This window comes from Acidiferrimicrobium sp. IK (assembly GCF_025499425.1).
Taxonomy (GTDB): domain Bacteria; phylum Actinomycetota; class Acidimicrobiia; order Acidimicrobiales; family Palsa-688; genus Acidiferrimicrobium.
This window is the reverse complement of sequence record NZ_JAIMCB010000002.1, coordinates 221,553-242,998: the sequence shown is the minus strand read 5'-3', so window position 1 is coordinate 242,998 and position 21,446 is coordinate 221,553. Positions and strand designations below refer to the sequence as shown.

The following is a 21,446-nucleotide window of genomic DNA, read 5'->3' as shown; positions in this document are numbered from 1 at the left end:
ACCGTCGCCGACGGGCGGGACCGGGGCCTCAGGTGGCGGCGATGTCGCCGGTGTAGGCCCGGTCGATGTGGTTGACCACGAAGCCGAGGTCGATGTAGAGCTTCACTGCGGGGGCGTTGCCGGCGTCGACGTAGAGCATGCCGACCTCGAGGCCCTCTCCGGCGAGGTGTTCGAGGCCGGCGACGGTGAGCTTCCGGCCGAGGCCCTTGTGGCTAGTGGCGGGGTCGACGGCGATGACGTAGATCTCCCCGAGCGGGGGCCGGTGGTCGGCGTGGACCTTGGTCCAGCAGAACCCGACCAAGCGGCCGTCCACCTCGTGCAGCAAGAACCCGCCCGGGTCGAACCACGGCTCGGCCTCGCGGGCCTTGATCGTGCCCAGGTCCCAGCCGCCCTGCTCGGGATGCCACTCGAAAGCGCGGTTGTTGACCTCCAGCCACGCGGCCTCGTCGCGTCCCGGCTCGAACGGCCGGGTGGCGACGGTCCCCGTGACCTCCACCAGTTCCCGCTCGAGGGGGAGAGGGCGGCGCATCTGGTACAGCGAACGCCCCGGGCTCAAGCCGGCGGCCGCGGCGATGCGGTCGTGCTCGGGCCTGGGCTGGTTGACCCACAGGTGGACGTGGCCGCCACCCTCCTCGGCGATCACCCCGGCCGCGGCCGACACCAGACCGGTGCCGATGTCGTTGCCCGGCCGGCGGTGGTGGGGGTCCACGACGTACTCCAACGCCCAGCTGTGGGACCGGTCGGTGCCGCGTGTCACCTGCGCATAGCCGACCGGGTGCGGATGGTCGTCCTGCCAGGCGATCAGAGCGGCGAAGCCGGCCCGCCCTCCCTGCGCCAGGTCCAGCCATGCGTGCTCGTCCATCGGGGCGTGGTCGTCAGCGAGGGTGGCCTCTTCGACCAACTGGGCGACGGCGGCGATCTCGTCTGGTGCCAGCGTCCGCTTGATCTCTATCCGGGCCATCGTGCCGGCAGGCTACTGGCCCGTTCGTCGGGCTCCCGCTGGCCGATGCTCCGGTGGCCGGTGCTTCGGTGTGGCCGGTGCTTCGGTGTGGCCGGTGCTTCGGTGTGGCCGGGCGAGCCCTAACCTGGCCGCTCGTGGCCCGACCCCGCACGCCCGCCGGCCGGGCCCGACTGACCGTCGCCCGCCTCGCAGAGGAGTACCCAGGCACCACCAGGGAGCTGTGCGAGCTGGACTTCGCCACTCCCTACCAGCTGCTGGTGGCGACGGTCCTGTCCGCCCAGACCACCGACGTGGCGGTCAACGGGGCGACGCCTGCGCTCTTCGCCCGCTACCCGACGCCCGCCGACCTGGCTGCGGCGAGGCCCGAAGACGTCGAGGCGCTGATCCACGGGACGGGGTTCTTCCGGGCCAAGGCCCGCAGCATCATGGGCCTCGCCGCGGCGCTCGAGGAGCGCTTCGGCGGCGAGGTTCCGCCCCGCATGGCGGACCTGGTCACCCTGCCCGGCGTCGGACGCAAGACGGCGAACGTGGTGCTCAGCGTGGCGTTCGGCGTGCCGGGCTTCCCCGTCGACACCCACGTCGTTCGCTTGACCCACCTGCTCGGGCTGACCACCGAGACCGACCCGGTCCGTATCGAGACCGAGGTGACCGCTCTCCTCCCCCGCAAGGAGTGGGGGACTGCCAGCCTGCGCCTGATCCTTCACGGCCGGCGGGTGTGCATCGCTCGCCGGCCCCGATGTGACCAGTGCTCGCTGGCCGACTTCTGCCCGTCAGTGCAAAGCCCGCTGAGCGCGACCGGGGCGACCTCGAAGAAGCGGAGCGCCAAGACGTTGCCGCTGGCGGTACCTCGGGGCGCGCCCACGTCGTAGCGCGGGGCGCGGGTTTTGTGGGGCGGGGAGAGCAGACGTCGCAAACCCGCGCTGTGGCACGGGTTTGCGACATCTGCTCTCGAAGACGCCCCCGGAGCGCGCCACGAAGTCCGGCCCGGAGCCCCACGAGGCGGTCGGCGCCGCCCACGGCCCGGAGGGTCCGACGATGCCGGTGCTAGCCCGGCGCCCCCAGCAGCCGGGCGGGGTCGAGATGGACCCGGCCGAGGACGATCCGGCTCTGGATCTCCCGAGCGCCGAGCCGGCGCAGGTCGTCAACGACGATCTCGAGATCCGCGGTGCCGGTCGTGGCCACAGTCAGCTGGTAGTCGTACTCGCCGGTGGTGTGCACGGCGGACAGGACGGGGATGACCCCGGCCAGGTCCCGCTCGAAGTCGAGGCGGTCGACCGAGTCCTTGAGCTTGAGGTCGGTGAGGGCCAGGAGGTGACGGCCCAGCCGGGCCAGGTCGAGGGAGGCGTGCACCCCGCTGATGACCCCGGAGGTCTGCAGCCGTCGGACCCGGTCGGCGGTGCTGTTGGGGCTCAGGTGCACTGCGCGGGCCAGCTCCTGGTAGCTCATCCGCCCGTCACCGAGCAGGAGGGTGACCAGCTGGCGGTCGGTGTCATCGAGGAGCGGCAAGAGGATCCCTTCGCCCGGCGACGCTCGTCGCAGGAAAAGTGGTCAGACTCTGATCTTGCCACGAAAAAAGTGGCCGTGGGCGCATACTGGGAAAGAACTCCGAGCCTATCGAGGTGGTTCTTCTCCGAGACTGGGCGTCATGGTGCTTCTCGTGATCAAGGTGCTCGTCGCACCCCTTCTGGTCGCGTCGGGGAGCGCGGCGCAACGCCGGTGGGGGCCGGCGGTCGGCGGGCGAATCATCGGACTCCCGCTGACCGCGGTGCCCTTGCTGGTGCTGCTGGCCGTGGTCGACGGCCCGCATTTCGCGGCCGGCGCGGCGACAGCCGACCAGGCCGGCGGTGTGGCGCAGGCGGGCTGGTGCCTTGCGTACGCGCTGGCGGCCCGCCGGCTTCGGCCGATGGCAAGTTTCGGCGTGGCGTCTTCGGTCTTCGCGGTCCTGGCGGTCGCCGCGGGGTTGGTGGCCATCCCGATCGTGCCGGCGACGGCTCTCTCTGCCGGCGCCGTGCTCCTCGCTCTGGCCGTGTGGCCTGACGCGTCGGGCACCCCCGAGGTTGCCCGCCCGTGGCGCTTGGAGCTGCCGGCCCGGATGGTCGTGGCGGCGGCGTTCACCTTCGTCATCGCCGAGTCGGCCGGAGCGCTCGGCGCCCGCCCGGCGGGCCTGGTCGGGGCGTTCCCGCTGCTGACCGCCATCCTGGCTGTGGCCACCCACCTCGGGACCGGACCGGTGGCGACCGAGCGGTTCCTTCAGGGGGTGCTCGGCGCGTCGGGGTCGGTGGTCGCCGGCGTCGGGGTGCTGGCTGTAGCCCTCCCGCGGGCCCCCCTCGCCCTGGCGGTTGCGGCCTCGGTGCTCGCCGCTCTAGCCGCCCAGTCGGTGCTGAGCCCCCGCGCCGCCCGGCACCTGGAATCCCTGCGCCGGGCGGCCCGACGGACGTTCCTGGCCCGCCACCTGCCCTTCAAGCACCTCCCCATCGACCATCGGCCGCTGTGCTCGCCGCGTCCGCTGGCCCAGGAGCCGGATCAGCCGGCTTCTTGCACCACCTTGGCCAGCCGCCGGCCGGCTGCGTTGAGGGTTCGCTCCACCTCGTAGAGGTCAGGTCCGTAGGTCTCGCGCTCCGACGGTGTCAACCCCTCGGTGATCTTGGTGATCCGCCCGGCCAGATCGTCGAGGGCGGTGGCCAGGGAGCTGAGTTCCGGTCCGACGCTCACCCGACCCTCCTGCGGGTGGCGAAGGCGGCGGGGAGGGCGCCGGCGGGGAGGGCAACGCCCGGGAGGGCAACGCCCGGGAGGGCAACGCCCGGGAGGGCAACGCCCGGGAGGGCAACGCCCGGGAGGGCAACGCCCGGGAGGGGTCCCGACCATGCGGGTACGATCAGTGCTTCCATGTTGACCATTGTGACCCCCCGCTGATGGCGCCCCTCCTGACCCGCATCGACGTCCGGTCGGCGACGGGCGACCTGCGGTCTCTCCTGCCCGCGCCGGAGCTGGGCGAGGAAGGCCCGATCGAGGCGGTGCGGGCCATCCTGGCCGAGGTCCGCGCCGGGCGCGACCGGGCGGTGCGGGACCTGACCGAACGCTTCGACAAGGTCCGCATCGACGACCTGGCGGTGTCGGCGGCGGACATCAAGGCGGCCCTCGATGCCGTCCCGGGTGAGCTGCGACGCGCCCTGGAGGTGGCCGCCGCCAACATCGAGGCCTACCACCGCAGCACCCTGCACGCCGACGGCCGCTACGAGCGCGACGGCGTGACGGTTCGCGAGGTCCGCCAGCCGGTGGAGCGAGCCGGTTGCTACGTCCCCGGCGGCCGGGCGCCGCTGGCTTCGACGGTGCTGATGACCGCCATCCCGGCCCGGGTGGCGGGCGTCAAAGGCATCGCGGTGTGCTCGCCCCCCGGACCGGACGGCAAGGTGGCCGACTCGGTGCTCGCCGCGGCGGCCGTCGCCGGCGTCGACGAGGTGTACCGGGTCGGCGGCGCGCAGGCCATCGGCGCCCTGGCCTACGGGACCGAGACCGTCGCTCCCGTCGACGTGATCGTCGGGCCCGGCAACGTGTACGTCGCCATCGCCCAGCGACTCGTCGCCCAACAGGGCGCGGTGGGGGTGCCCAGCGCGTTCGCCGGCCCCTCGGAGGTGGCGGTCATCGCCGACGACACCACCCCCGTCGATCTCGCCGCCATCGACTTGGTGGTCCAAGCCGAGCACGGCCCCGACGGGCTGGCATGGCTGGTCACGTGGAGCGACCGGGCCGCCGACGCGATCAGCGAAGCGGTGGAACGGATGACCGCGGTCTCCCCCCGCCGCGCCGAGATCGAGTCGACCCTGCTCAAGGGGGGATACGCCGTGGTGGTGGACGGCCCCGAGCAGGCGATGGAGGTGGCCAACATCATCGCCGCCGAGCACCTCGAGATCATGACCTCCGACCCTGAGTCCCTGGTAGGCCAGGTGCGCGCCGCCGGCGCGGTGTTCCTCGGCACCAACGCCCCGGCGAGCGTCGGCGACTACGCGGCGGGTCCCAGCCACGTGCTGCCCACCGCCCGCTCCGCCCGCTTCGGCAGCGCGCTGCGCTGCGACGATTTCTGCCGCCACATCCACGTGGTGGACCTCGACCAGTCCGCGCTCGACGCGCTGGCGCCGCACGTGGCCGCGATCGCCACCGCCGAGGGGCTGGCCGCTCACGCCGAATCGGTTTGGCTGCGCGCGACCGACCGGCCGACCGGTTCCCGGCGGCCGTGACCCTGCCCGAGCCCCGCGCCGACCTCGGCCTGCGGGAGGGCTACCACTCGGCCCAAGTCGACGTAGAGGTCCGCCTCAACACCAACGAGTCTCCGCTGCCGCCCCCCCCGGCGTGGCTGGCGGATCTCCAGGCTGCGGTCGGGGCGATCGAGTACCACCGCTACCCCGACCGGCGGGCGTGGGCCCTGCGCGAAGCGCTGGCCGACCTGCACGGGCTGGCCCCGGAGCAGGTGTTCTGCGCCAACGGATCCAACGAGGTCCTGCAGTCGCTGTGCCTGGCCTACGGCGGCGCCGGGCGCCGAGCGCTGACCTTCGAGCCGACCTACGCCCTGCACTCCCACATCGCTCACCTCACCGGGACCGGCGTGGTGAGCGCCAACCGCCGCAGCGACTTCACCCTCGACGCGGACCTGGTGCTCGACGTGTTGAAGGCCGAGGGGCCAGAGATCACGTTCCTCTGCTCGCCCAACAACCCGACCGGGATGAGCGAGCCGCGCGGCCTGGTGGCGTCGGTGGTCGAGGCCGCGCCGGGCCTGGTAGTGGTTGACGAGGCCTACGGCCAGTTCGCCGACTGGTCGGCGCGCGACCTGCTCGCCGAGGACGCCCCGCTCGTGGTCACCCGGACCTTTTCCAAAACCTGGTCGATGGCCGCGGTCCGGCTCGGGTACGCGCTGGCGCCGGCACCGGTCGTCGCCATGCTGGAACGGGTGGCCCTGCCCTATCACCTCGACGCGATCAAGCAGGCCGCCGGGCTGCTGGCGGTGACCCACGTGGCGGAGATGGAGGCCCGGGTCGGGCTGCTCGTGCGGGAGCGCCAGCGCCTGATCGCGGGCCTCGGCGAGCTGCCGGTGGAGACATGGCCGTCGCAGGCCAACTTCGTGCTGTTCCGCCCGGAGGGGAGCAGCGGCGCCGACGTGTGGCAGGGGTTGGTCGACCGGTCGGTGCTGGTGCGCGACACGTCGTCGTGGCCGGGGCTGGAAGGCTGCCTGCGGGTGACGGTGGGCACCGAGGCGGAGAACGACCGGTTCCTCGCCGCCCTCCGCGAGGTTTTGAAAGAGACGGGAAAATGAGCCGTAGCGCACAACGGGTCCGCAAGACCAAAGAGACCGCCATCACGATCGACCTGGAGCTGGACGGCTCTGGGCAGGTCAACGTCGACACGGGGATCCCGTTCTTCGACCACATGGTCACCCAGCTGGGAAAGCACGGAGGGTTCGACCTGTCGGTCCAGGCGTCGGGCGACGTCCACGTCGACACCCACCACACCGTGGAGGACGTCGGGATCCTCCTCGGCGAGACGCTGCGCGAGGCCCTCGGGGACAAGGCCGGCGTGCGGCGGTTCGCGTCCGTCGCCGTGCCGCTCGACGAGACGCTCATCGACGTCGCCGTCGACCTGTCGGGCCGACCGTTCCTCGTGTACTCGGTCGACCCGTCCCCGGGCGGGGAGTCGTTCCTGCTCGGCCAGCCCGGCTTCGACCCGCAGCTGGCCGAGGAGTTCTGGCGGGCGTTCGCCCACGCCGCGGCGATCACCCTCCACCTGCGGATGGTGTCAGGCAAGAACACCCACCACATCCTCGAAGCGTCCTTCAAGGCGGTGGCGCGGGCCCTGCGGGACGCGGTGCGCGTCGAGGGAGTCGGCGTGCCGTCGACCAAGGGGACGCTGTAAGGATGATCGCGGTCCTCGACTACGGGATCGGCAACCTGCGCTCGGCCGAGAAGGCCCTGCAGCACGTGGGCGCCGACGCCGCATTGACGGCCGACCCGGACGTCGCGGCGGCCGCCGACGGCGTCGTCCTGCCCGGCGTCGGCAGCTTCGGCCGGTGCATGGAGGCGCTTCGCGCCAGCGGCCTCGACGCCGTCGCGCTCAGCGCGCTCGACGCCGGCAAGCCGTTCCTCGGGATCTGCGTGGGGATGCAGATGCTCTACGAGGGCTCTGACGAGTCGCCCGGGGTGGCGGGCCTCGGAGTGCTCCCCGGCACCATCCGGCTGCTGCCCGCCGGGGTCAAACGCCCGCAAATGCAGTGGAACCGTCTCGACGTGCGGCCCGGCGCCGGCCGCTGGCTCAGATCCGAGGACGGCACCGGGGAGCAGTGGGTTTACTTCGTTCACTCCTACGCCGCTCCCGCCGGGCCCGACGTGGTGGCGACCTGCGACTACGGCGGCCCGGTGACCGCCGCAGTGGAGCGCGGCCCGCTGTGGGCGACGCAGTTCCACCCCGAGAAGTCCGGCGCGGCGGGCCTCGCCATCCTGCGGGCGTTCGCGGAACGCGTGAGCGTCGGGGACCTGTCGGGGGCGTCGCGGTGAGCGGCGCGGAGACCCCCCGGGCCGGGGGCGCGCCGCCAGCCGGGACGCTCGAGCTGTTCCCCGCCATCGACCTGCGCGGCGGGCGCCTGGTCCGCCTGGTGGAAGGAGACTTCAGCCGGGAGAAGGTCTACGGCGACGACCCGCCGTCGGTCGCGCGTGCTTTCGCGGCGCAGGGGGCCCCGTGGATCCACGTCGTCGACCTCGACGCGGCCCGCACCGGCGACCCGGTCAACCGGGCGGTGGTGGAACAGATCGTGGCGTCGGTGACCGTGCCGGTCCAAGTCGGCGGCGGCGTGCGCAGCATGGAGGACGCCGCGGCGCTGCTCGGGGCCGGCGTGACGCGGGTGGTGGTCGGCACCGCCGCGGTCGAACGGCCGGAGCTGGTGGCCGACATCGCCGACCGCTGGCCTGGGCGGGTGGCGGTCGGCCTCGACCACCGCGACGGCGACGTCATGCTCCGGGGTTGGGTGGCCGACGGCGGAAGGCGGGTCACCGACTTGATCCCCGAGGTGATCGGCGCCGGCGCGGCGGCGGTCATCGTCACCGACATCCGCCGCGACGGGCGCCTGGCCGGCCCTGACGTGGTGGGCCTGGCCGGTCTCCTCGAGGCGACCGGGGCGCCCATCGTGGCATCGGGCGGGGTGGCGTCCCTAGACGACCTGCGCCTGCTGTCCGCGGTCCACGCCCGGGGGACCGGACTGGCCGGCGTGATCGTCGGCAAGGCTCTCTACGAGGGCAAGTTCAACGTGGAGCAGGCCATCGCCGCGCTGCGCGCCCTGGGCGGCCCGGCCAGCTCGGGAGCGCCGTGAGCGCCCCGACGACGGCCGCGTCGTGAGAGCGGTCAGGGTGGTGCCGTGCTTGGACGTGGACGGCGGGCGGGTCGTCAAAGGCGTCAACTTCCTCGGTCTGCGCGACGCCGGCGACCCGGTGGAGTTGGCCGCCCGCTACGACGAGGAGGGCGCCGACGAGCTGGTGTTCTACGACATCACCGCCTCGGCCGAGGCGCGCGACACGATGATCGACGTGGTGGCCCGCACCGCGGAGGAGGTGTTCATCCCCCTGACCGTCGGAGGCGGCGTGCGGAGCCTGGAGGACGCCCGGCGGCTGCTGCGCACCGGTGCGGACAAGATCAGCATCAACTCTTCCGCGGTCGAACGCCCGCAGCTCATCGCCGAGGTGGCTGACACGTTCGGCGCTCAGTGCGTGGTCCTCGGAGTCGACGTGCGCAGCCGTCGCGGCGGCGGGTGGGAGGTGGTGACCCACGGCGGTCGGCGCCCGACCGGGCTCGACGTGCTGGAGTGGGTGGCCGAAGGCGAACGGCTCGGCGCCGGCGAGGTGGTCCTCAACTCGATGGACCGGGACGGGACCCGTTCCGGGTTCGATCTGGTGCTGACCAAGGCGGTGGTCGACGCGGTCGGGATCCCCGTCGTCGCGTCGGGTGGCGTCGGCGGGCTCGACGATCTGGTCGCGGGCGCGGTGATCGGCGGCGCGGACGCCGTTCTGGCCGCCTCGATCTTCCACTTCGGGGAGGCGACGGTGGCCGAAGCCAAGGCTCACCTGGCCGCGGCGGGGGTGACGGTGCGCCCGGCACCGGGCTCCTTGGCGGCGGGATGAGTACGGTGCAGGGTATGGACAGTCACAACCCTGGCCCGGCACCCAAGCCGGGGGATTCCGCCAAGCAGGCCGTCCAGATGCTCAACGACCGGGTGCTGGTGCAGATCCCGCGGGGTGAGGGGGAGCGCACGTCGCGGGCTGGCATCTTGATCCCGGCTACCGCGCAGGTCGGCAAACGCCTGGCGTGGGCCGAGGTCGTCGCCGTCGGGCCCCAGGTGCGGGCGATCAAGACTGGTGACCAGGTTCTGTTCAACCCCGAGGACCGCTACGAGGTCGAGGTCAAAGGCGAGGACTACCTGATCCTTCGCGAGCGCGACATCCACGCGGTCGCCGCGGAGCGCGTCGACAACGGTACGGGCCTGTACCTGTAGCCGGCATCGGGTCGTTGCCGGCCGCCCAATACGATGGTTGGCATGCCGGTCGCCTCTCCAATCGCCGCCACTCCCGAGCAGCTGGCCCGGGTCACCTACAACGCCGACGGCTTGGTCCCCGCCATCGTGCAGGAGCACGGCACCGGCACCGTGTTGATGATGGCGTGGATGAACGCCGGGTCCCTGGAGGAGACCCTGGAGAGCGGGCGGACGGTGTTTTGGTCCCGCAGCCGCCAGGAGCGGTGGCGCAAGGGCGACACGTCCGGTGAGCGCCAGTGGGTGCGCGAGGCGTACTACGACTGCGACGGCGACACCTTGCTGTTCGTGGTCGAGCAGGAAGGGGCCGGGGCGTGCCACACGGGGGAGCACTCCTGCTTCCACCGGGCGTTCGGGCCGGCCGGCGGCCGTGCCGGCGCCGATGCCGCTGGCAGCGACGTTTCCGGTTCCGACGTTGCCGGTGCCGCCGTTGCTGGCAGCGACGTTGCCGGTGCCGCCGTTGCTGGCAGCGACGCCGCTGGTCGCGACGGCGCGCCGCCGGCATGATCCGCCCGTCCCGGGAGGAGTTCGCGGCCCTGGCCCGGGCCCACACCGTCGTGCCGGTGTGGCGGGAGCTGCTCGGTGACCTGACCACCCCGGTCGCCGCTTTCAGCCGGGTCGCCCCCGACGAGCGGTCCTTCCTCCTCGAGTCGGTGGAGGGAGGAGAGCGCTGGAGTCGGTGGTCGTTCATCGGCCGCCGCCCGCGAGCCACCCTGGTGGCCCGCCACGGCCGTATCACGGTGGAGGGCGACCTGCCCCCGTCGGTGCCGCTCGACGCCGGCATCCTCGCCGCCGTCGAAGCGCTCCTTGACGCGTACCGCTCGCCCCGGCTCGAAGGGCTGCCGCCGCTGCACGGCGGGCTGGTCGGCTACCTCGGCTACGACGTGGTCCGCGAGGTGGAGGACCTCCCCGCCCCGCCGCCCGACGAGTTGGGCGTCCCCGACGCCATCGTGTCGGTGGTCGGGCAGGTCGTGGCGTACGACTCGTGGCGTCAGCGGGTGATCCTCATCGACTCGGTGTTCGTCCCTCCAGGGGTGGCGGCCGCGGAGCTCGACGCGGCCTACGACGCTGCGGTGGGGCGGCTCGCGGACCTGGCCGCGGAGGGGGCGCTGCCCCTCGACGAGCCGCTCATCGAGCCGCCGGAGCGGGGGGATCAGCCTCCCGAGGTCCGCCGCCGGACGCCGGCGGAGGTGTACCGGGCCGGCGTGGACGCAGCCCGCGAGCACATCGCGGCCGGCGACATCTTCCAGGTGGTACTGGCCCAGCGCTTCGACGTGGACCTCGACGCCGGACCCTTCGACCTGTACCGGTCGCTGCGTCAGGTCAACCCCAGCCCGTACATGTACTTCCTGCGCCATCCGGAGTGCAGCCTGATCGGGTCGTCGCCCGAGCCGCTCGTCACGCTCCTGGACGGTCGGGTGGTGTCGCGTCCCATCGCCGGCACCCGCAAGCGGGGCTCCGACGACGCCGCCGACCGGCGGATGGCGGCCGAGCTCACCGAGCACCCAAAGGAGCGAGCCGAGCACGTGATGCTCGTCGACTTGGCCCGCAACGACGTCGGGCGGGTCGTGGACTACGGCACCGAGGAGGTCGACGAGCTGATGACCCTGGAGCGCTACAGCCACGTCATGCACCTGACCTCCCAGGTGTCGGGCCGTCTGCGTGACGGTCTGGGCCCGGTCGACGTGCTGCGGGCCACGTTGCCTGCCGGTACGGTGTCGGGCGCGCCCAAGGTGAGGGCCATGGAGATCATCGACAGCCTCGAACCGGCCCGGCGGGGCCCCTACGCCGGGGTGGTGGGATACTTGGACTTCTCAGGGAACCTCGACACTGCCATCGCCATCCGGACGATGGTCGTTGACGGCGCCGGGCGGGCCAGCGTCAGCGCCGGCGCTGGGATCGTGGCCGACTCCGACCCCGCCGACGAGGACCTCGAGTGCGCCAACAAGGCGGCGGCGCTGCTGGCGGCCATCCCCGGCGCCCGGCGCATCGCGGCAGCCCGAGCCGAGGCTGCGGCCGGCGTCGCCGCCTCCGCCGGCGCGGTCGCCGCGGTCGGTGGGGGGGTGGCGACCGATGCCTGATACCGCCGCCGGCGACGGGGGCGCGCCCCGCGCCGCCTACGACGCGCTCCGCTCGGCTGCTGTCGCGGTGGATCCGCGCCGTGACGTGGTGCGGGCCAGCGGCCCGGACGCCACCGCGTTCCTCCAGGGGCAGCTCAGCCAGGACGTGGCCGCGCTGCGCTCCGGCGCTTCGGCGTGGTCGTGGCTGCTGCAGCCGGCCGGCAAGGTCGAGGCGCTGGTGCGCGCCACCAGGCTGGACGGCGACGCGTGGCTGCTCGACACCGACCGGGGTTGGGGGGAGCGGGTACTGGCCCGCCTGAACCGTTTCAAGCTGCGGACCAAGGTCGACCTCGAGCTGATGGACGACTGGACGGTGGTGGGCCTGCGCGGCCCTGACCTGCAGCGCGGTGACGGTGTTCCGGAGTGGCTGAAGTCGGCGTCCGCGACGCCCGGGGTGGTCGCGGCGGTCGACGCGTCGTGGCCGGGGCTTCCGGGCGTGGACCTGATCGGTCCTGGCCCCGCCGCCCCGGCCGGGATCGCCGCGCTCGACGCCGACGGGTGGGAAGCCGCCCGCATCGAGACCGGGATCCCGGTGATGGGCGCCGAGCTGAACGAACGGACGATCCCGGCCGAGACCGGGCTGGTGGATCGGACCGTCAGCTTCACCAAGGGGTGCTACACCGGCCAGGAGCTGGTGGCCCGCATCGACAGCCGAGGATCCAACGTGCCCCGCCTGCTGCGGGGAGTTCGCCTCGACGGTCGGGTCGAGCCGGGCGCCGCGTTGCGCCGCCCGGACGGATCGGACGCAGCGGTGGTGACCAGCGTCGCGCGCAGCCCCGTGTCAGGGTGGGTGGCGCTGGCCTACGCCCGCAGAGGCGTCGAGCCCGGCATGACGGTGAGCGCGGACGGCGGCGTGGAAGGCCGGGTCGACGCCCTGCCCCTCGTCGGGAGCGGGACGCCGTCGGCGTGAACCGACGCAGGCCGGGGAGGTCCCGCGTCGCGGTCGCCGCCGCGCTGGTGAGCGGCGTGGCGCTCAGCGGCTGCGGCGGCGGGGTGGAGTCCCTGTCGTTCCCCGCCCCGCCTTCCACCTCCCCCCAGCCGCCGACGACCGCGGTGGCGCCGCCAGCCGACTACTCCCAGGTCCGCCAGTCCCCCGTGCCCGGCGTGACCACCACCACCCTGCCGACCATCGGCCCGGGGGCGGCGACCATCGACGGCACGATCGTCGGACCGTCGGGACCGGTGGCCGGCGCCACCGTCGAAGCCGAACGGATCGTCGACGGCGTGTCGGCCGCGACCCAGGCGACGACCGCCGCCGACGGCAGCTTCACCATTTCCAAGGTGCTCGGGGGGGTCTACCGGCTGCGGGCCTGGCAGCCGCCGATGCTGTCGCTGATCACCCCCGACGTGTTCTTCCTCGGCGCGACCGACACCCAGTCGGTCACCTTCACCCTCCAGTCCTTCGGGGGTGTCCAAGTCACCAGCTCGATGGCCCCTGGCACCGTCGAAGTGGGCGACGACGCCAACCTCGTCGTGTCGGTCACCCAGCAAACCGTCGGACCCGACGGCGTGGTGCGACCCGTGCCGATGCCAGCCCAGAACGTCACCCTCGACGACGGGGGAGGCTGGAGCACGCTCGGAGCCAACCCGGCGGTGACCGGCCCCGACGGTAACGCCAGATTCGTGCTGACCTGCACCTCGGCGCCGGCGCCGGCGGTGATCGCGTCGGTGGCCGGAGCCGCCCCGGCCACGCTGCCGACCTCCACGTGCGTCAACCCGGCGCCGCCGGTCACCACGCCCCCCGCCGCCACCCCGCCTGACGGCGGGTCCGGCGGCGTCGCCCCGACGACGTCTACCACCATCGCCGCCGCGCCTCCGAGCACCTGAGCGACCGGCGCCGAGTCAGGCGGGGCGGAGCGTGACGACCATACGGGTCCCTCCGTAAGGGCCGAGGGGGGACTCGGCTCTCACCGAGCCGCCCATCGCCCCGACCAGCTCGGCGACGATGGCCAACCCCAGACCGGTCCCCACCGGGCGGCCTCCGCTCCGCTGCGACACGAACAACCGGTCGAACACCCGCGGCAGGTCCTCCGGGGCGATCCCCGGCCCGTCGTCGTCGACCCAGACGACCGGCACGCCGCCGGGCGAGGCGGCGCCCACTCGGACCTGGCCCGACGCGTACTTGAGGGCGTTCTCGACCAGGTTGGCGACGACCTGGGCGAGCCGGTCGGGGTCGGCGACGGCCCGGACCGGCTCGTGGGAGGCCTCGGTGCTGACCCGCAACCCCAGCTCGTCGGCCATCGGCTCGAAGCCGGCGGCGCCAGCGGCCGCCACCTCGGCGGCGTCCAGCGGCATCAAGTCGAGCGAGAACCGGCGGGCCTCGATCCCGGCCAGGACGAGCAGGTCCCGTACCAGCCGCTCCAGCCGGCGGGCCTCGGCCGCGATAACGGTGGCGGCCCGGCCGGTGTCGGCGACCGCGCCGTCTTCGATCGCCTCCGCGAAACCCCGGATCGACGTCAGCGGGGTGCGCAGCTCATGGGACACCGACAGCAGGAACTGGCGCTCCGCGCCCCGGGCGTGAGCCAGGCGCTCGGCCATCGTGTTGATCGACGCGGCCAGCGACGCCAGCTCCGGGTCGGTGCCGGGCGGTTCGGGTACGCGCGCCTCGAGGTCACCGGCGGCGATGCGGGCGGTGACGGCCTCCGCGGCGTGCAGCGGCCGAACGAAGCGGTGCCCGAGACGGTTCGCTACCAGCGCGGCGAGCACGATCAGGGCCACCGCCGCGATCAGGAACGCCGGCCCGGCGCTGGCCAGGCCGGTCGGAGGCCGCCGGACCAACACCACCGCCTGCAGCTCGTTGCGGCGGGTCCCGGCCACCTGGACCGTGGCGCGGTAGGGGACCGCGGCGTACACGAGCTGACCCTTGCGGCCCGACACGGCCCGCCCGGCGAGAAGATCCGCCGGGTGGATGTCTCGCGGCGCCAGGCCGTTGGGGAGGGTCACCGCGTGCGCCAATGCGGTGGTCGGGTCGTAGAGGGCGCCGTTGGCGTCCACCGCGACGACCGCCTCGCCGTCCAGGCGCAGCGACAAGCGGAGCGCGACGAGGACGGTGCGAAGCGACTGGGCCGGGTTGCGGCGGTTGACCAGCACCGCTTCGGCGTGCACCGCGGACACGAAACCCTTGGCCTGGCGCAGTAACTCCACCCTCGTGGTGTTCTGCGCGCTGCGGACGGTGACGGCCAGGGTGATCACCCCCGACAGGGCCAGGGCGGCGGTCACCGTCGCGACCACCGCGATGCTCAGGCGGCGGCGCATCGCCTACCCGAGCCGGTAACCGATGCCCCAGACCGTGGTCAGGGGGAGGGTGTCACCGAGCTTTTTGCGCAGCTGGCGGACGTGCACGTCGACGGTGCGCTCGTCGCCGTACCAACCGGGACCCCACACGCCGTCGAGAAGCTGCCGGCGAGACAGCGCCAGCCCGACGTTGTCGGCCAGGTACCGCAGCAGATCGAACTCCCTAGTCGCCAGGGCGACGACCTCACCCCTCACGCGCACCTCGCGCCGGGCGACGTCGACCTCCACATCCCCCACCGTGATCACCGCCAGAGGGTCGGGCGGCGGCCCCGCGGCGCGCCGGAGGATGGCTTTGACCCGCGCCGCCAGCTCCCTCGGCGAGAACGGCTTGATGACGTAGTCGTCGGCTCCGAGCTCCAGCCCGAGCACCCGGTCCAGCTCGGTGTCTCGCGCTGTCAACATGACCACCGGGACGGTGCCGGCGGCCCGGATCCGGCGGCACACCTCGAAGCCGTCGAAGCCGCCCGGAAGGCCGATGTCGAGCACCACCAGACGGGGACGCTCCCGGTCGATGGCCTTCAACCCCCGCTCGCCGTCGGCGGCTTGCACCACCCGGAACCCGTCGCGGCGCAGGTAGACGTCGACCAGGTCGGCGATGTTGGGATCGTCCTCGATGACCACGATGGTCCCCGCGTCGGTTGCCACCGGCGCAGCATGCCAGCGATTGATGAGGGAAGTGTGTGAGCTCAGCGCCTCACGGGACCCGGACGTCTCGGTGGGCGTGGGCTTCCCGGCGCTCCTCCTCGGTGAGGTCGGCTTCCCTCACCGGCTTCACCAGGCTCCAGTGGGGGCCGATCGGGCAGCGCTGCACCCGGTACCACCCGAGCCGCAGAGACTTGATGGACACACCTGGCACCCAGATGGTGGAGAAGAGATGTCCTTGCTTGCACCGCACGATCGTGTCGCCACCAAGCTTGTAGCCGAGGCGGCGGCTCACGATCGTCCCCGCGGTGAGGACGGTGGCGGCGAGGACGAGGGACCTGCTGTTACGGGTCATGCCGCCATCCTCCTCTCGCGGGAGCCCCGCCGGTAGGTCCGTTGGGCCCCGATTGGCGGCCGCCGTGCCACACTCGCCTGGTGCGCTCAGGTGACCCCGGCGGCCTGCGGTCCCGCCTGCACGCCGCGACCCGGGAGCTGCACCGCCGCCTCGACCTGACCGTCGAGGGGGCCGCGCCGTTGTCGTCGCCGGCCGGTTACGCCGCCTTCCTCACCGCCCAGCAGCACGCCCGAGTGGCGCTTCAGGGACGCTTCGGCGGCCTGGCCCCCGACGCCGCGTGGGCGGCACGGATGGACGCGCACGGCGCCGCGTTGCTCGGGGACCTGCGAGAACTACGGGCCGGCGCCGTCGACCTGCCCGCCGCGAGCGTCGCCCCCGACGCGTCGGCCGGGTGGGGCGTGGTCTACGTGCTCGAGGGCTCCACCCTCGGAGGGCCGGTGCTGCGCCGGCGGGTCGCCGCGGCGCTCGGACCCCGGGTCCCGGTCCGGTTCCTGTCCCTCGGTGACGGGTCGATCCGGCGGCTAGGCGTCGATCTCGAAGCGTGCCGCGATCCCGAGTCGGCCGTCGCGGCCGCGGTCGGCGCCTTCGAGGTGTTCCTCGCCGTGTTCGGGGCCACGTTTTCCAATGGCCGCCCCGACCCCTAGGCTCGGCCCCGACATGCCCACCTACCTCGACCGCATCCTGGAAGGTCACCGGGCGGCCGCCGCGCTCGACACCCGCCCCCTGGCCGGCCTGGCTGAGCAGGCCGCGGCCGTCCCCCCGGCCCGCGGATTTGCGGCCGCGCTTCGCGGGGAGCCGGGCCTGTCGGTGATCGCCGAGGTCAAGCGCCGCTCGCCGTCGAAGGGTCCCCTGGCCCCCGACCTGGACCCGGCGGCGGTGGCACGCGACTACCAGTCCGGGGGGGCGGCGTGCCTCTCGGTGCTGACCGACGTCGAGTGGTTCGCCGGGTCGGCCCAGGACCTGGTCGCGGCCCGCGCCGCGTGCCGACTTCCGGTCCTGCGCAAGGACTTCACCGTCGCTCCCGCCGACGTGTACGACGCCCGGATCATGGGCGCCGACGCCGTGCTGCTCATCGCCGCGGCGCTTTCCGCCGCCGAGCTGTCGGATCTGCTGGCCCTCGCCGGGCGGCTGGGGATGGACAGCCTGGTGGAGGTCCACGACGAGGACGAGGCCGGCGTCGCCCTCGACGCCGGCGCCGAGCTGATCGGAGTCAACCAACGGGACCTGGTCACCTTCGAGGTGGACCGGGCCCGGGCGGCGCGGATGGCCGCGCTGCTGCCCGACCGGGTCGTGCGGGTGGCCGAGTCCGGGGTGGGGGGACCGGCCGACGCGGCCCGCCTCGCCGACGCCGGATTCGACGCGGTGCTGGTAGGAGAGTCGGTGGTGACCGCCGCCGACCGGGCCGGCGCGGTGCGGGCCCTGCGGACACCGGCCGGGGACCGGCGGTCGGCCTGATGTTCGTCAAGATCTGCGGCACGACCTCCGAGGACGACGCCCTGTTGGCCGTCGCCATGGGCGCCGACGCGGTCGGCTTCATCTTCGCTCCTTCGCCGCGCCAGATCGCCCCCCAGAAGGCGGCCGACATCGTGAAGCGGCTGCCGTCGGAGATCATGACCGTAGGCGTGTTCCGCAACGAGGCGCCCCAGCGGGTGGTGGAGATCGTCCAGGCCGCCGGTCTTCGCGGTGCACAGCTCCACGGACGGGAGAGCGCCGAGCAGGCGACGTGGGTCCGGCGGCGGATCCCGTGGCTGATGCAGGCCTTCGCGGCCGGCGACGCCCGGGTCAGCGCGGCCGCTACCTGGGGGGCCGACGCCATCCTCCTCGACGCCCCCAACCCCGGTTCGGGACAGGTGTTCGACTGGGCGTTGGCCAGCGAGGTGCCAGGCGGGCAGCGGTTGGTGATCGCCGGCGGCCTCAACCCCGGCAACGTCGCCGCCGCGGTCGCCCAGACCAAACCGTGGGGTGTCGACGTGGTGTCGGGCGTGGAGAAGACCCCCGGCCAGAAAGACCCGGTGAAGCTGCGGGCGTTCATCGCCGCAGCCCGAGCCGCCGAACCCGACGACGGGTGGCAACCGGACTCTTCGGGACCCTACGACTGGCAGGAAGGTTGACGTGGCAGCAGGAGACGACACGATGACGCCGAGCGGCGACGCACCCGTCCGCATGGGCGAGCCGTCAGCCGACGGCCGCTTCGGTTCCTTCGGCGGGAGGTTCCTTCCGGAGTCGCTGGTCCCCGCCTGCCAGGAGCTGGAGGCCGCCTTCCGGGCGGCGTGGGCTCCCGACTCGGCGTTTCGGACCCGCTATCGGGCGCTGCTGGCCGACTACGCCGGACGCCCGACGCCGCTCACCGACTGCGAGCGACTGTCCGAGGAGCTGGGCGTCCGGGTGCTGCTCAAGCGCGAGGACCTCACCCACACCGGCTCCCACAAGATCAACAACGTGATCGGGCAGGGCCTCCTCACCCTCGAGATGGGCAAATCCCGGCTGGTGGCCGAGACCGGTGCCGGACAGCACGGCGTGGCGTCCGCGACCGCGGCCGCCCTGTTCGGGTTGGAGTGCGTCGTCTACATGGGCGAGGTCGACACCGAGCGCCAGGAGCTCAACGTGTTCCGGATGAAGCTGCTCGGCGCCGAGGTGCGCCCCGTCACGTCCGGGAGCCGCACGCTCAAAGACGCGGTCAACGAGGCGCTGCGGGACTGGGTGGCGTCAGTGGAAACCACCCACTACTGCCTCGGCTCGGTCATGGGTCCCCACCCGTACCCGTGGATGGTCCGGGAGCTGCAGCGGATCCTCGGCGACGAAGCCCGCGAGCAGTGCCGGGCCCTCCTCGGCGGCGCCGACCCCGACGTGGTGGTCGCCTGCGTGGGCGGCGGCTCCAACGCGGCCGGCACCTTCGCCGGTTTCGTGGACACCCAGGCCCGGCTCGTCGGGGTCGAAGCCGCCGGCGGGTCCGCTATTGGGAGGGGCATCCCGGGGGTGCTGCACGGCATGCGCAGCTACCTCCTTCAAGACGAGTGGGGCCAGATCCTCGAAGCCCATTCCATCTCGGCCGGCCTCGACTACCCCGGGATCGGCCCGGAGCACTCGTACCTGGCCGACGCCGGCCGGGCCACCTACGAGGTGGCCGGCGACGAGGAGGTACTCGCCGCGCTGCAGCTTTTGGCCCGCACCGAGGGCATCATCCCGGCTCTCGAACCGGCCCACGCGCTCGCCTGGCTGGTGCGCGCCGCACGCGACGGCACGGTGGCCGCCGGTTCCACCGTCATGCTCACCCTTTCCGGCCGGGGCGACAAGGACGCGGAGCAGGTCATGGCGGCGCTGCGATGAGCGGCCCGGAAGCATCTTCGCCGCCCGACGGCCGCCAGGGGTGGCAGGCCAGCGAACCGTTGGCGCGGGGGGTCGCGGTCGAGCCGGCGCTGCGCGCCGCTCGCAGCTCGGGGCGCAAACTGCTGGTCCCCTACGTCACGGGGGGACTGGGCGCCCGGTGGGTGGAGGTGCTCCAGGCGGTGGTCGACGCCGGGGCTGACGCCGTCGAAGTGGGCCTCCCGTTCTCCGATCCGGTGATGGACGGCCCGACCATCCAAGAGGCCTCGCTGCGTGCTCTGGAGGGGGGCGCCACGCCGCCGTCGATCCTCGACGCCCTCGCCGCGGTGGAGGTCCCGGTCCCGGTCGTGGCCATGACCTACTACAACCTGGTCCTGCGGGCCGGGCACCGCCGGTTCGCGAAGATGCTCGTCGACGGTGGGGTGCGGGGTGCCATCGTGCCCGACCTGCCGCTAGAGGAGCTCGGCGACTGGTCCCCGGCCGCGGACGCCGGCGGGGTCGAGACGGTCCTGCTCGCCGCGCCGGTGACCCCCGACGACCGTCTGGCCGAGCTGTGCGCCCGATCGCACGGCTTCGTCTACGGAGTCAACCTCATGGGGGTGACCGGCGAGCGGACCTCGCTGGCGGCATCCGCGCAGGTACTGGCCAAACGGCTTAAGTCCGCGACCGACAAACCGGTGGTGATGGGCTTCGGGATCTCCACCCCCGAGCAGGCGGTCGCCGCCGCGAGCCACGCCGACGGGGTCGTAGTGGCCTCGGCGCTGATGCGCCTGGTCCTAGACGGTGCCTCGCCGGCGCAGGTCGGCGACGCGGTCGGAGCGTTCCGGGCTGCCCTGGACCGGGGGTAGGCCAACCGGCCCGTTGCCCGGCGTCGGCCGTCTCCGGCGTTCAGCGGACCGGCTCGCCTAGATTCACCCAACCGGCTCGAGCGACCCGGTGGAGACGAGGGGCGCAGCGATGAGGAGCAGGTTCGGGCGGTTGGCGGTCGCGGCCGCTTGGCTTTGCTGCGGGACGGTACCGGCCGTCGTCACCGGCCCGGCCGCTCACGCCGCCACCGGCGGCTTCGCGCTCGTCGCCCAGCCCCAGCCCTTCGGTGCCATCCCGGTCGGCCAGCTGGTGTACCAGGAGGTGGAGGTCACCAACGCCGGCTCGGTCACCGACAGCCTCAATCTCGCCGCGGCCCGCAACGACAACGGTTCCCTGGACTTCCTGCCCGTCGAGGCCCCCGACAGCAGGTACGGCCCGAGCTGCATCACAACCGCCAGCGGCGCCGCCACCGGGATGCTGGTGCCCGCCGGGCAGACCTGCACCCTGGCGCTGGTGTTCGTGCCGACCGACTTCGGGACCCGCTCGACGACCACGGAAATCCCCGACACCGACGGCGCCAGCCTGGCGATCGCCCAGTCGGGCGTCGGCTCCGCGGGCTACTGGCTGTCGGATGCCGGGGCGGTGTGGCACGGCTTCGGGGTGCTGCCCACCACCCTGGTCGACAGCTCGACGTCGGGCCACGCCACCCCGGCGCGCCCGGTGGTCGCCATGGCGTCGACGCCTGACGGCTTTGGTTTCTGGCAGGTGGCCACCGACGGCGGGATCTTCACCAACGGCGACGCCGGCTTTTTCGGTTCGACGGGCGGCGTGAGGTTGAACAAGCCGATCGTGGGGATGGCCGCGACGCCTGACGGCGGCGGGTACTGGCTGGTGGCGTCTGACGGCGGGGTCTTCCAGTTCGGCGACGCCGGCTTTTTCGGTTCGACGGGCGGCGTGAGGCTGAACAAGCCGATCGTGGGGATGGCCGCCACCCCCGACATGAGGGGCTACTGGCTGGTGGCGTCCGACGGCGGGGTCTTCCAGTTCGGCGACGCCGGCTTTTACGGCTCCACCGGCAACATGCGCCTCAACCAGCCGATCGTCGCGGTCGCCGGGAGCCCGACGGGCCACGGATACTGGCTGGCGGCCGCGGACGGCGGCATTTTCAGTTTCGACGTCCCGTTCGAGGGCAGCGCGGCGAGCGGGGCGTTCGCGGCGGTCAGCGTCGCCACCGACACCGGCTCCCTGGCCGGGTTGCCGAGCGCCGCCTCGTACCCCGGAAGCCGGATCGAGGCGCGATCCGCGCAGGTGCTGTCCGTCGCGGCGCGCCGCCATGTGACGCCTCGCCTCCTCGGCTCGTTCGCCGGCTGACCCGCCTCGGGC

25 protein-coding genes are annotated in these 21,446 nt (G+C 73.2%); 19 read left to right on the top strand and 6 right to left on the bottom strand.

Annotated features, from left to right (window positions below; genetic code table 11):
* Positions 1-28: 28 nt before the first annotated feature.
* Positions 29-961 (bottom strand): mycothiol synthase, encoded by a 933-nt coding sequence (mshD, locus tag K6U06_RS04610; protein ID WP_262320727.1) that lies wholly within the window; start codon positions 959-961, stop codon positions 29-31.
* 134 nt (positions 962-1,095) lie between these two features.
* Here mshD and nth point away from each other — a divergent pair, with 134 nt between their 5' ends.
* Positions 1,096-1,830 (top strand): endonuclease III, encoded by a 735-nt coding sequence (gene nth, locus K6U06_RS04605; RefSeq protein ID WP_262320726.1) that lies wholly within the window; start codon positions 1,096-1,098, stop codon positions 1,828-1,830.
* A 175-nt stretch (positions 1,831-2,005) separates the two neighbouring features.
* Here nth and K6U06_RS04600 read toward each other — a convergent pair whose 3' ends face one another.
* Positions 2,006-2,467 (bottom strand): Lrp/AsnC family transcriptional regulator, encoded by a 462-nt coding sequence (locus K6U06_RS04600; RefSeq protein ID WP_262320725.1) that lies wholly within the window; start codon positions 2,465-2,467, stop codon positions 2,006-2,008.
* 139 nt (positions 2,468-2,606) lie between these two features.
* Between K6U06_RS04600 and K6U06_RS04595 the strand changes: the two genes are divergently transcribed.
* Complete coding sequence (locus K6U06_RS04595) at positions 2,607-3,554, top strand: hypothetical protein (protein ID WP_262320724.1); 948 nt, start codon at positions 2,607-2,609, stop codon at positions 3,552-3,554.
* Here K6U06_RS04595 and K6U06_RS04590 read toward each other — a convergent pair.
* Complete coding sequence (locus K6U06_RS04590; protein ID WP_262320723.1) at positions 3,485-3,673, bottom strand: hypothetical protein; 189 nt, start codon at positions 3,671-3,673, stop codon at positions 3,485-3,487. The genes K6U06_RS04595 and K6U06_RS04590 overlap by 70 nt on opposite strands.
* 200 nt (positions 3,674-3,873) lie before the next feature.
* On the opposite strand from K6U06_RS04590, the gene hisD reads away from it, so the two are divergent.
* Genes hisD through K6U06_RS04535 form a run of 11 tightly spaced genes read left to right on the top strand, consistent with a single transcriptional unit; the run spans position 3,874 to position 13,468 of the window.
* Positions 3,874-5,196, top strand: coding sequence for a histidinol dehydrogenase (hisD, locus tag K6U06_RS04585; RefSeq protein WP_262320722.1), 1,323 nt, complete (start codon positions 3,874-3,876; stop codon positions 5,194-5,196).
* Positions 5,193-6,266, top strand: a complete 1,074-nt coding sequence (gene hisC, locus K6U06_RS04580; protein ID WP_262320721.1) for a histidinol-phosphate transaminase — start codon at positions 5,193-5,195, stop codon at positions 6,264-6,266. The genes hisD and hisC overlap by 4 nt, the downstream gene beginning before the upstream one ends.
* The gene (hisB, locus tag K6U06_RS04575; protein ID WP_262320720.1) at positions 6,263-6,862 is read left to right on the top strand and encodes an imidazoleglycerol-phosphate dehydratase HisB; all 600 of its coding nucleotides are present in this window, start codon (positions 6,263-6,265) and stop codon (positions 6,860-6,862) included. The genes hisC and hisB overlap by 4 nt, the downstream gene beginning before the upstream one ends.
* 2 nt (positions 6,863-6,864) lie before the next feature.
* Positions 6,865-7,500 carry an imidazole glycerol phosphate synthase subunit HisH gene (hisH, locus tag K6U06_RS04570; protein WP_262320719.1) on the top strand — a complete coding sequence of 212 codons (636 nt, stop codon included), beginning with the start codon at positions 6,865-6,867 and terminating at the stop codon, positions 7,498-7,500.
* Entirely contained in the window at positions 7,497-8,309 is an 813-nt protein-coding gene (gene hisA, locus K6U06_RS04565; RefSeq protein ID WP_262320718.1) for a 1-(5-phosphoribosyl)-5-[(5-phosphoribosylamino)methylideneamino]imidazole-4-carboxamide isomerase, read from the top strand. The genes hisH and hisA overlap by 4 nt, the downstream gene beginning before the upstream one ends.
* A 22-nt stretch (positions 8,310-8,331) precedes the next feature.
* Entirely contained in the window at positions 8,332-9,114 is a 783-nt protein-coding gene (gene hisF, locus K6U06_RS04560; RefSeq protein ID WP_262320717.1) for an imidazole glycerol phosphate synthase subunit HisF, read from the top strand.
* A gap of 14 nt (positions 9,115-9,128) precedes the next feature.
* Positions 9,129-9,485: a GroES family chaperonin gene (locus K6U06_RS04555; protein WP_262320716.1), complete on the top strand. Its 357-nt coding sequence runs from the start codon at positions 9,129-9,131 to the stop codon at positions 9,483-9,485.
* Between the two features lie 42 nt (positions 9,486-9,527).
* A complete protein-coding gene (hisI, locus tag K6U06_RS04550) occupies positions 9,528-10,028 on the top strand; it encodes a phosphoribosyl-AMP cyclohydrolase (RefSeq protein WP_262320715.1) in 501 nt (166 codons plus the stop codon).
* Positions 10,025-11,602, top strand: coding sequence for an anthranilate synthase component I family protein (locus K6U06_RS04545; RefSeq protein ID WP_262320714.1), 1,578 nt, complete (start codon positions 10,025-10,027; stop codon positions 11,600-11,602). Before hisI ends, K6U06_RS04545 begins: the two co-directional genes overlap by 4 nt.
* Positions 11,595-12,551, top strand: a complete 957-nt coding sequence (locus K6U06_RS04540; protein WP_262320713.1) for a YgfZ/GcvT domain-containing protein — start codon at positions 11,595-11,597, stop codon at positions 12,549-12,551. Before K6U06_RS04545 ends, K6U06_RS04540 begins: the two co-directional genes overlap by 8 nt.
* Positions 12,548-13,468: a carboxypeptidase-like regulatory domain-containing protein gene (locus K6U06_RS04535; RefSeq protein ID WP_262320712.1), complete on the top strand. Its 921-nt coding sequence runs from the start codon at positions 12,548-12,550 to the stop codon at positions 13,466-13,468. The genes K6U06_RS04540 and K6U06_RS04535 overlap by 4 nt, the downstream gene beginning before the upstream one ends.
* A 15-nt stretch (positions 13,469-13,483) precedes the next feature.
* Here K6U06_RS04535 and K6U06_RS04530 read toward each other — a convergent pair whose 3' ends face one another.
* The 3 genes from K6U06_RS04530 to K6U06_RS04520 are packed head-to-tail and all read right to left on the bottom strand — an operon-like array spanning position 13,484 to position 15,932.
* The gene (locus tag K6U06_RS04530) at positions 13,484-14,896 is read right to left on the bottom strand and encodes a sensor histidine kinase (RefSeq protein WP_262320711.1); all 1,413 of its coding nucleotides are present in this window, start codon (positions 14,894-14,896) and stop codon (positions 13,484-13,486) included.
* Positions 14,897-14,899: 3 nt separating this feature from the next.
* Positions 14,900-15,580 (bottom strand): response regulator transcription factor, encoded by a 681-nt coding sequence (locus K6U06_RS04525; RefSeq protein WP_262320710.1) that lies wholly within the window; start codon positions 15,578-15,580, stop codon positions 14,900-14,902.
* A 49-nt stretch (positions 15,581-15,629) separates the two neighbouring features.
* Positions 15,630-15,932, bottom strand: a complete 303-nt coding sequence (locus tag K6U06_RS04520) for a hypothetical protein (RefSeq protein ID WP_262320709.1) — start codon at positions 15,930-15,932, stop codon at positions 15,630-15,632.
* A gap of 80 nt (positions 15,933-16,012) precedes the next feature.
* Between K6U06_RS04520 and K6U06_RS04515 the strand changes: the two genes are divergently transcribed.
* The 6 genes from K6U06_RS04515 to K6U06_RS04490 all read left to right on the top strand — a co-directional run bounded on the left by K6U06_RS04515 (position 16,013) and on the right by K6U06_RS04490 (position 21,434).
* Positions 16,013-16,576, top strand: a complete 564-nt coding sequence (locus K6U06_RS04515; protein WP_262320708.1) for a biliverdin-producing heme oxygenase — start codon at positions 16,013-16,015, stop codon at positions 16,574-16,576.
* 13 nt (positions 16,577-16,589) lie between these two features.
* Entirely contained in the window at positions 16,590-17,387 is a 798-nt protein-coding gene (gene trpC, locus K6U06_RS04510) for an indole-3-glycerol phosphate synthase TrpC (protein WP_262320707.1), read from the top strand.
* Positions 17,387-18,043: a phosphoribosylanthranilate isomerase gene (locus tag K6U06_RS04505; RefSeq protein ID WP_262320706.1), complete on the top strand. Its 657-nt coding sequence runs from the start codon at positions 17,387-17,389 to the stop codon at positions 18,041-18,043. The genes trpC and K6U06_RS04505 overlap by 1 nt, the downstream gene beginning before the upstream one ends.
* 52 nt (positions 18,044-18,095) lie before the next feature.
* Positions 18,096-19,259 (top strand): tryptophan synthase subunit beta, encoded by a 1,164-nt coding sequence (trpB, locus tag K6U06_RS04500; protein ID WP_410050987.1) that lies wholly within the window; start codon positions 18,096-18,098, stop codon positions 19,257-19,259.
* Positions 19,256-20,104 (top strand): tryptophan synthase subunit alpha, encoded by an 849-nt coding sequence (gene trpA, locus K6U06_RS04495; protein ID WP_262320704.1) that lies wholly within the window; start codon positions 19,256-19,258, stop codon positions 20,102-20,104. Before trpB ends, trpA begins: the two co-directional genes overlap by 4 nt.
* Positions 20,105-20,213: 109 nt before the next feature.
* Positions 20,214-21,434 carry a hypothetical protein gene (locus K6U06_RS04490; protein WP_262320703.1) on the top strand — a complete coding sequence of 407 codons (1,221 nt, stop codon included), beginning with the start codon at positions 20,214-20,216 and terminating at the stop codon, positions 21,432-21,434.
* Positions 21,435-21,446 lie beyond the last annotated feature (12 nt).

Coding starts and splice junctions, on each gene's coding strand:
- mshD (WP_262320727.1), bottom strand. CDS start 961: ATGGCCCGGATAGAGATCAAGCGGACGCTGGCACCAGACGAGATCGCC.
- trpC (WP_262320707.1), top strand. CDS start 16,590: ATGCCCACCTACCTCGACCGCATCCTGGAAGGTCACCGGGCGGCCGCC.
- trpA (WP_262320704.1), top strand. CDS start 19,256: ATGAGCGGCCCGGAAGCATCTTCGCCGCCCGACGGCCGCCAGGGGTGG.
- K6U06_RS04490 (WP_262320703.1), top strand. CDS start 20,214: ATGAGGAGCAGGTTCGGGCGGTTGGCGGTCGCGGCCGCTTGGCTTTGC.
- K6U06_RS04595 (WP_262320724.1), top strand. CDS start 2,607: ATGGTGCTTCTCGTGATCAAGGTGCTCGTCGCACCCCTTCTGGTCGCG.
- hisD (WP_262320722.1), top strand. CDS start 3,874: ATGGCGCCCCTCCTGACCCGCATCGACGTCCGGTCGGCGACGGGCGAC.
- K6U06_RS04540 (WP_262320713.1), top strand. CDS start 11,595: ATGCCTGATACCGCCGCCGGCGACGGGGGCGCGCCCCGCGCCGCCTAC.
- hisH (WP_262320719.1), top strand. CDS start 6,865: ATGATCGCGGTCCTCGACTACGGGATCGGCAACCTGCGCTCGGCCGAG.
- K6U06_RS04530 (WP_262320711.1), bottom strand. CDS start 14,896: ATGCGCCGCCGCCTGAGCATCGCGGTGGTCGCGACGGTGACCGCCGCC.
- K6U06_RS04545 (WP_262320714.1), top strand. CDS start 10,025: ATGATCCGCCCGTCCCGGGAGGAGTTCGCGGCCCTGGCCCGGGCCCAC.
- hisI (WP_262320715.1), top strand. CDS start 9,528: ATGCCGGTCGCCTCTCCAATCGCCGCCACTCCCGAGCAGCTGGCCCGG.
- hisB (WP_262320720.1), top strand. CDS start 6,263: ATGAGCCGTAGCGCACAACGGGTCCGCAAGACCAAAGAGACCGCCATC.
- K6U06_RS04520 (WP_262320709.1), bottom strand. CDS start 15,932: ATGACCCGTAACAGCAGGTCCCTCGTCCTCGCCGCCACCGTCCTCACC.
- K6U06_RS04555 (WP_262320716.1), top strand. CDS start 9,129: ATGGACAGTCACAACCCTGGCCCGGCACCCAAGCCGGGGGATTCCGCC.
- trpB (WP_410050987.1), top strand. CDS start 18,096: ATGGGCGAGCCGTCAGCCGACGGCCGCTTCGGTTCCTTCGGCGGGAGG.
- K6U06_RS04505 (WP_262320706.1), top strand. CDS start 17,387: ATGTTCGTCAAGATCTGCGGCACGACCTCCGAGGACGACGCCCTGTTG.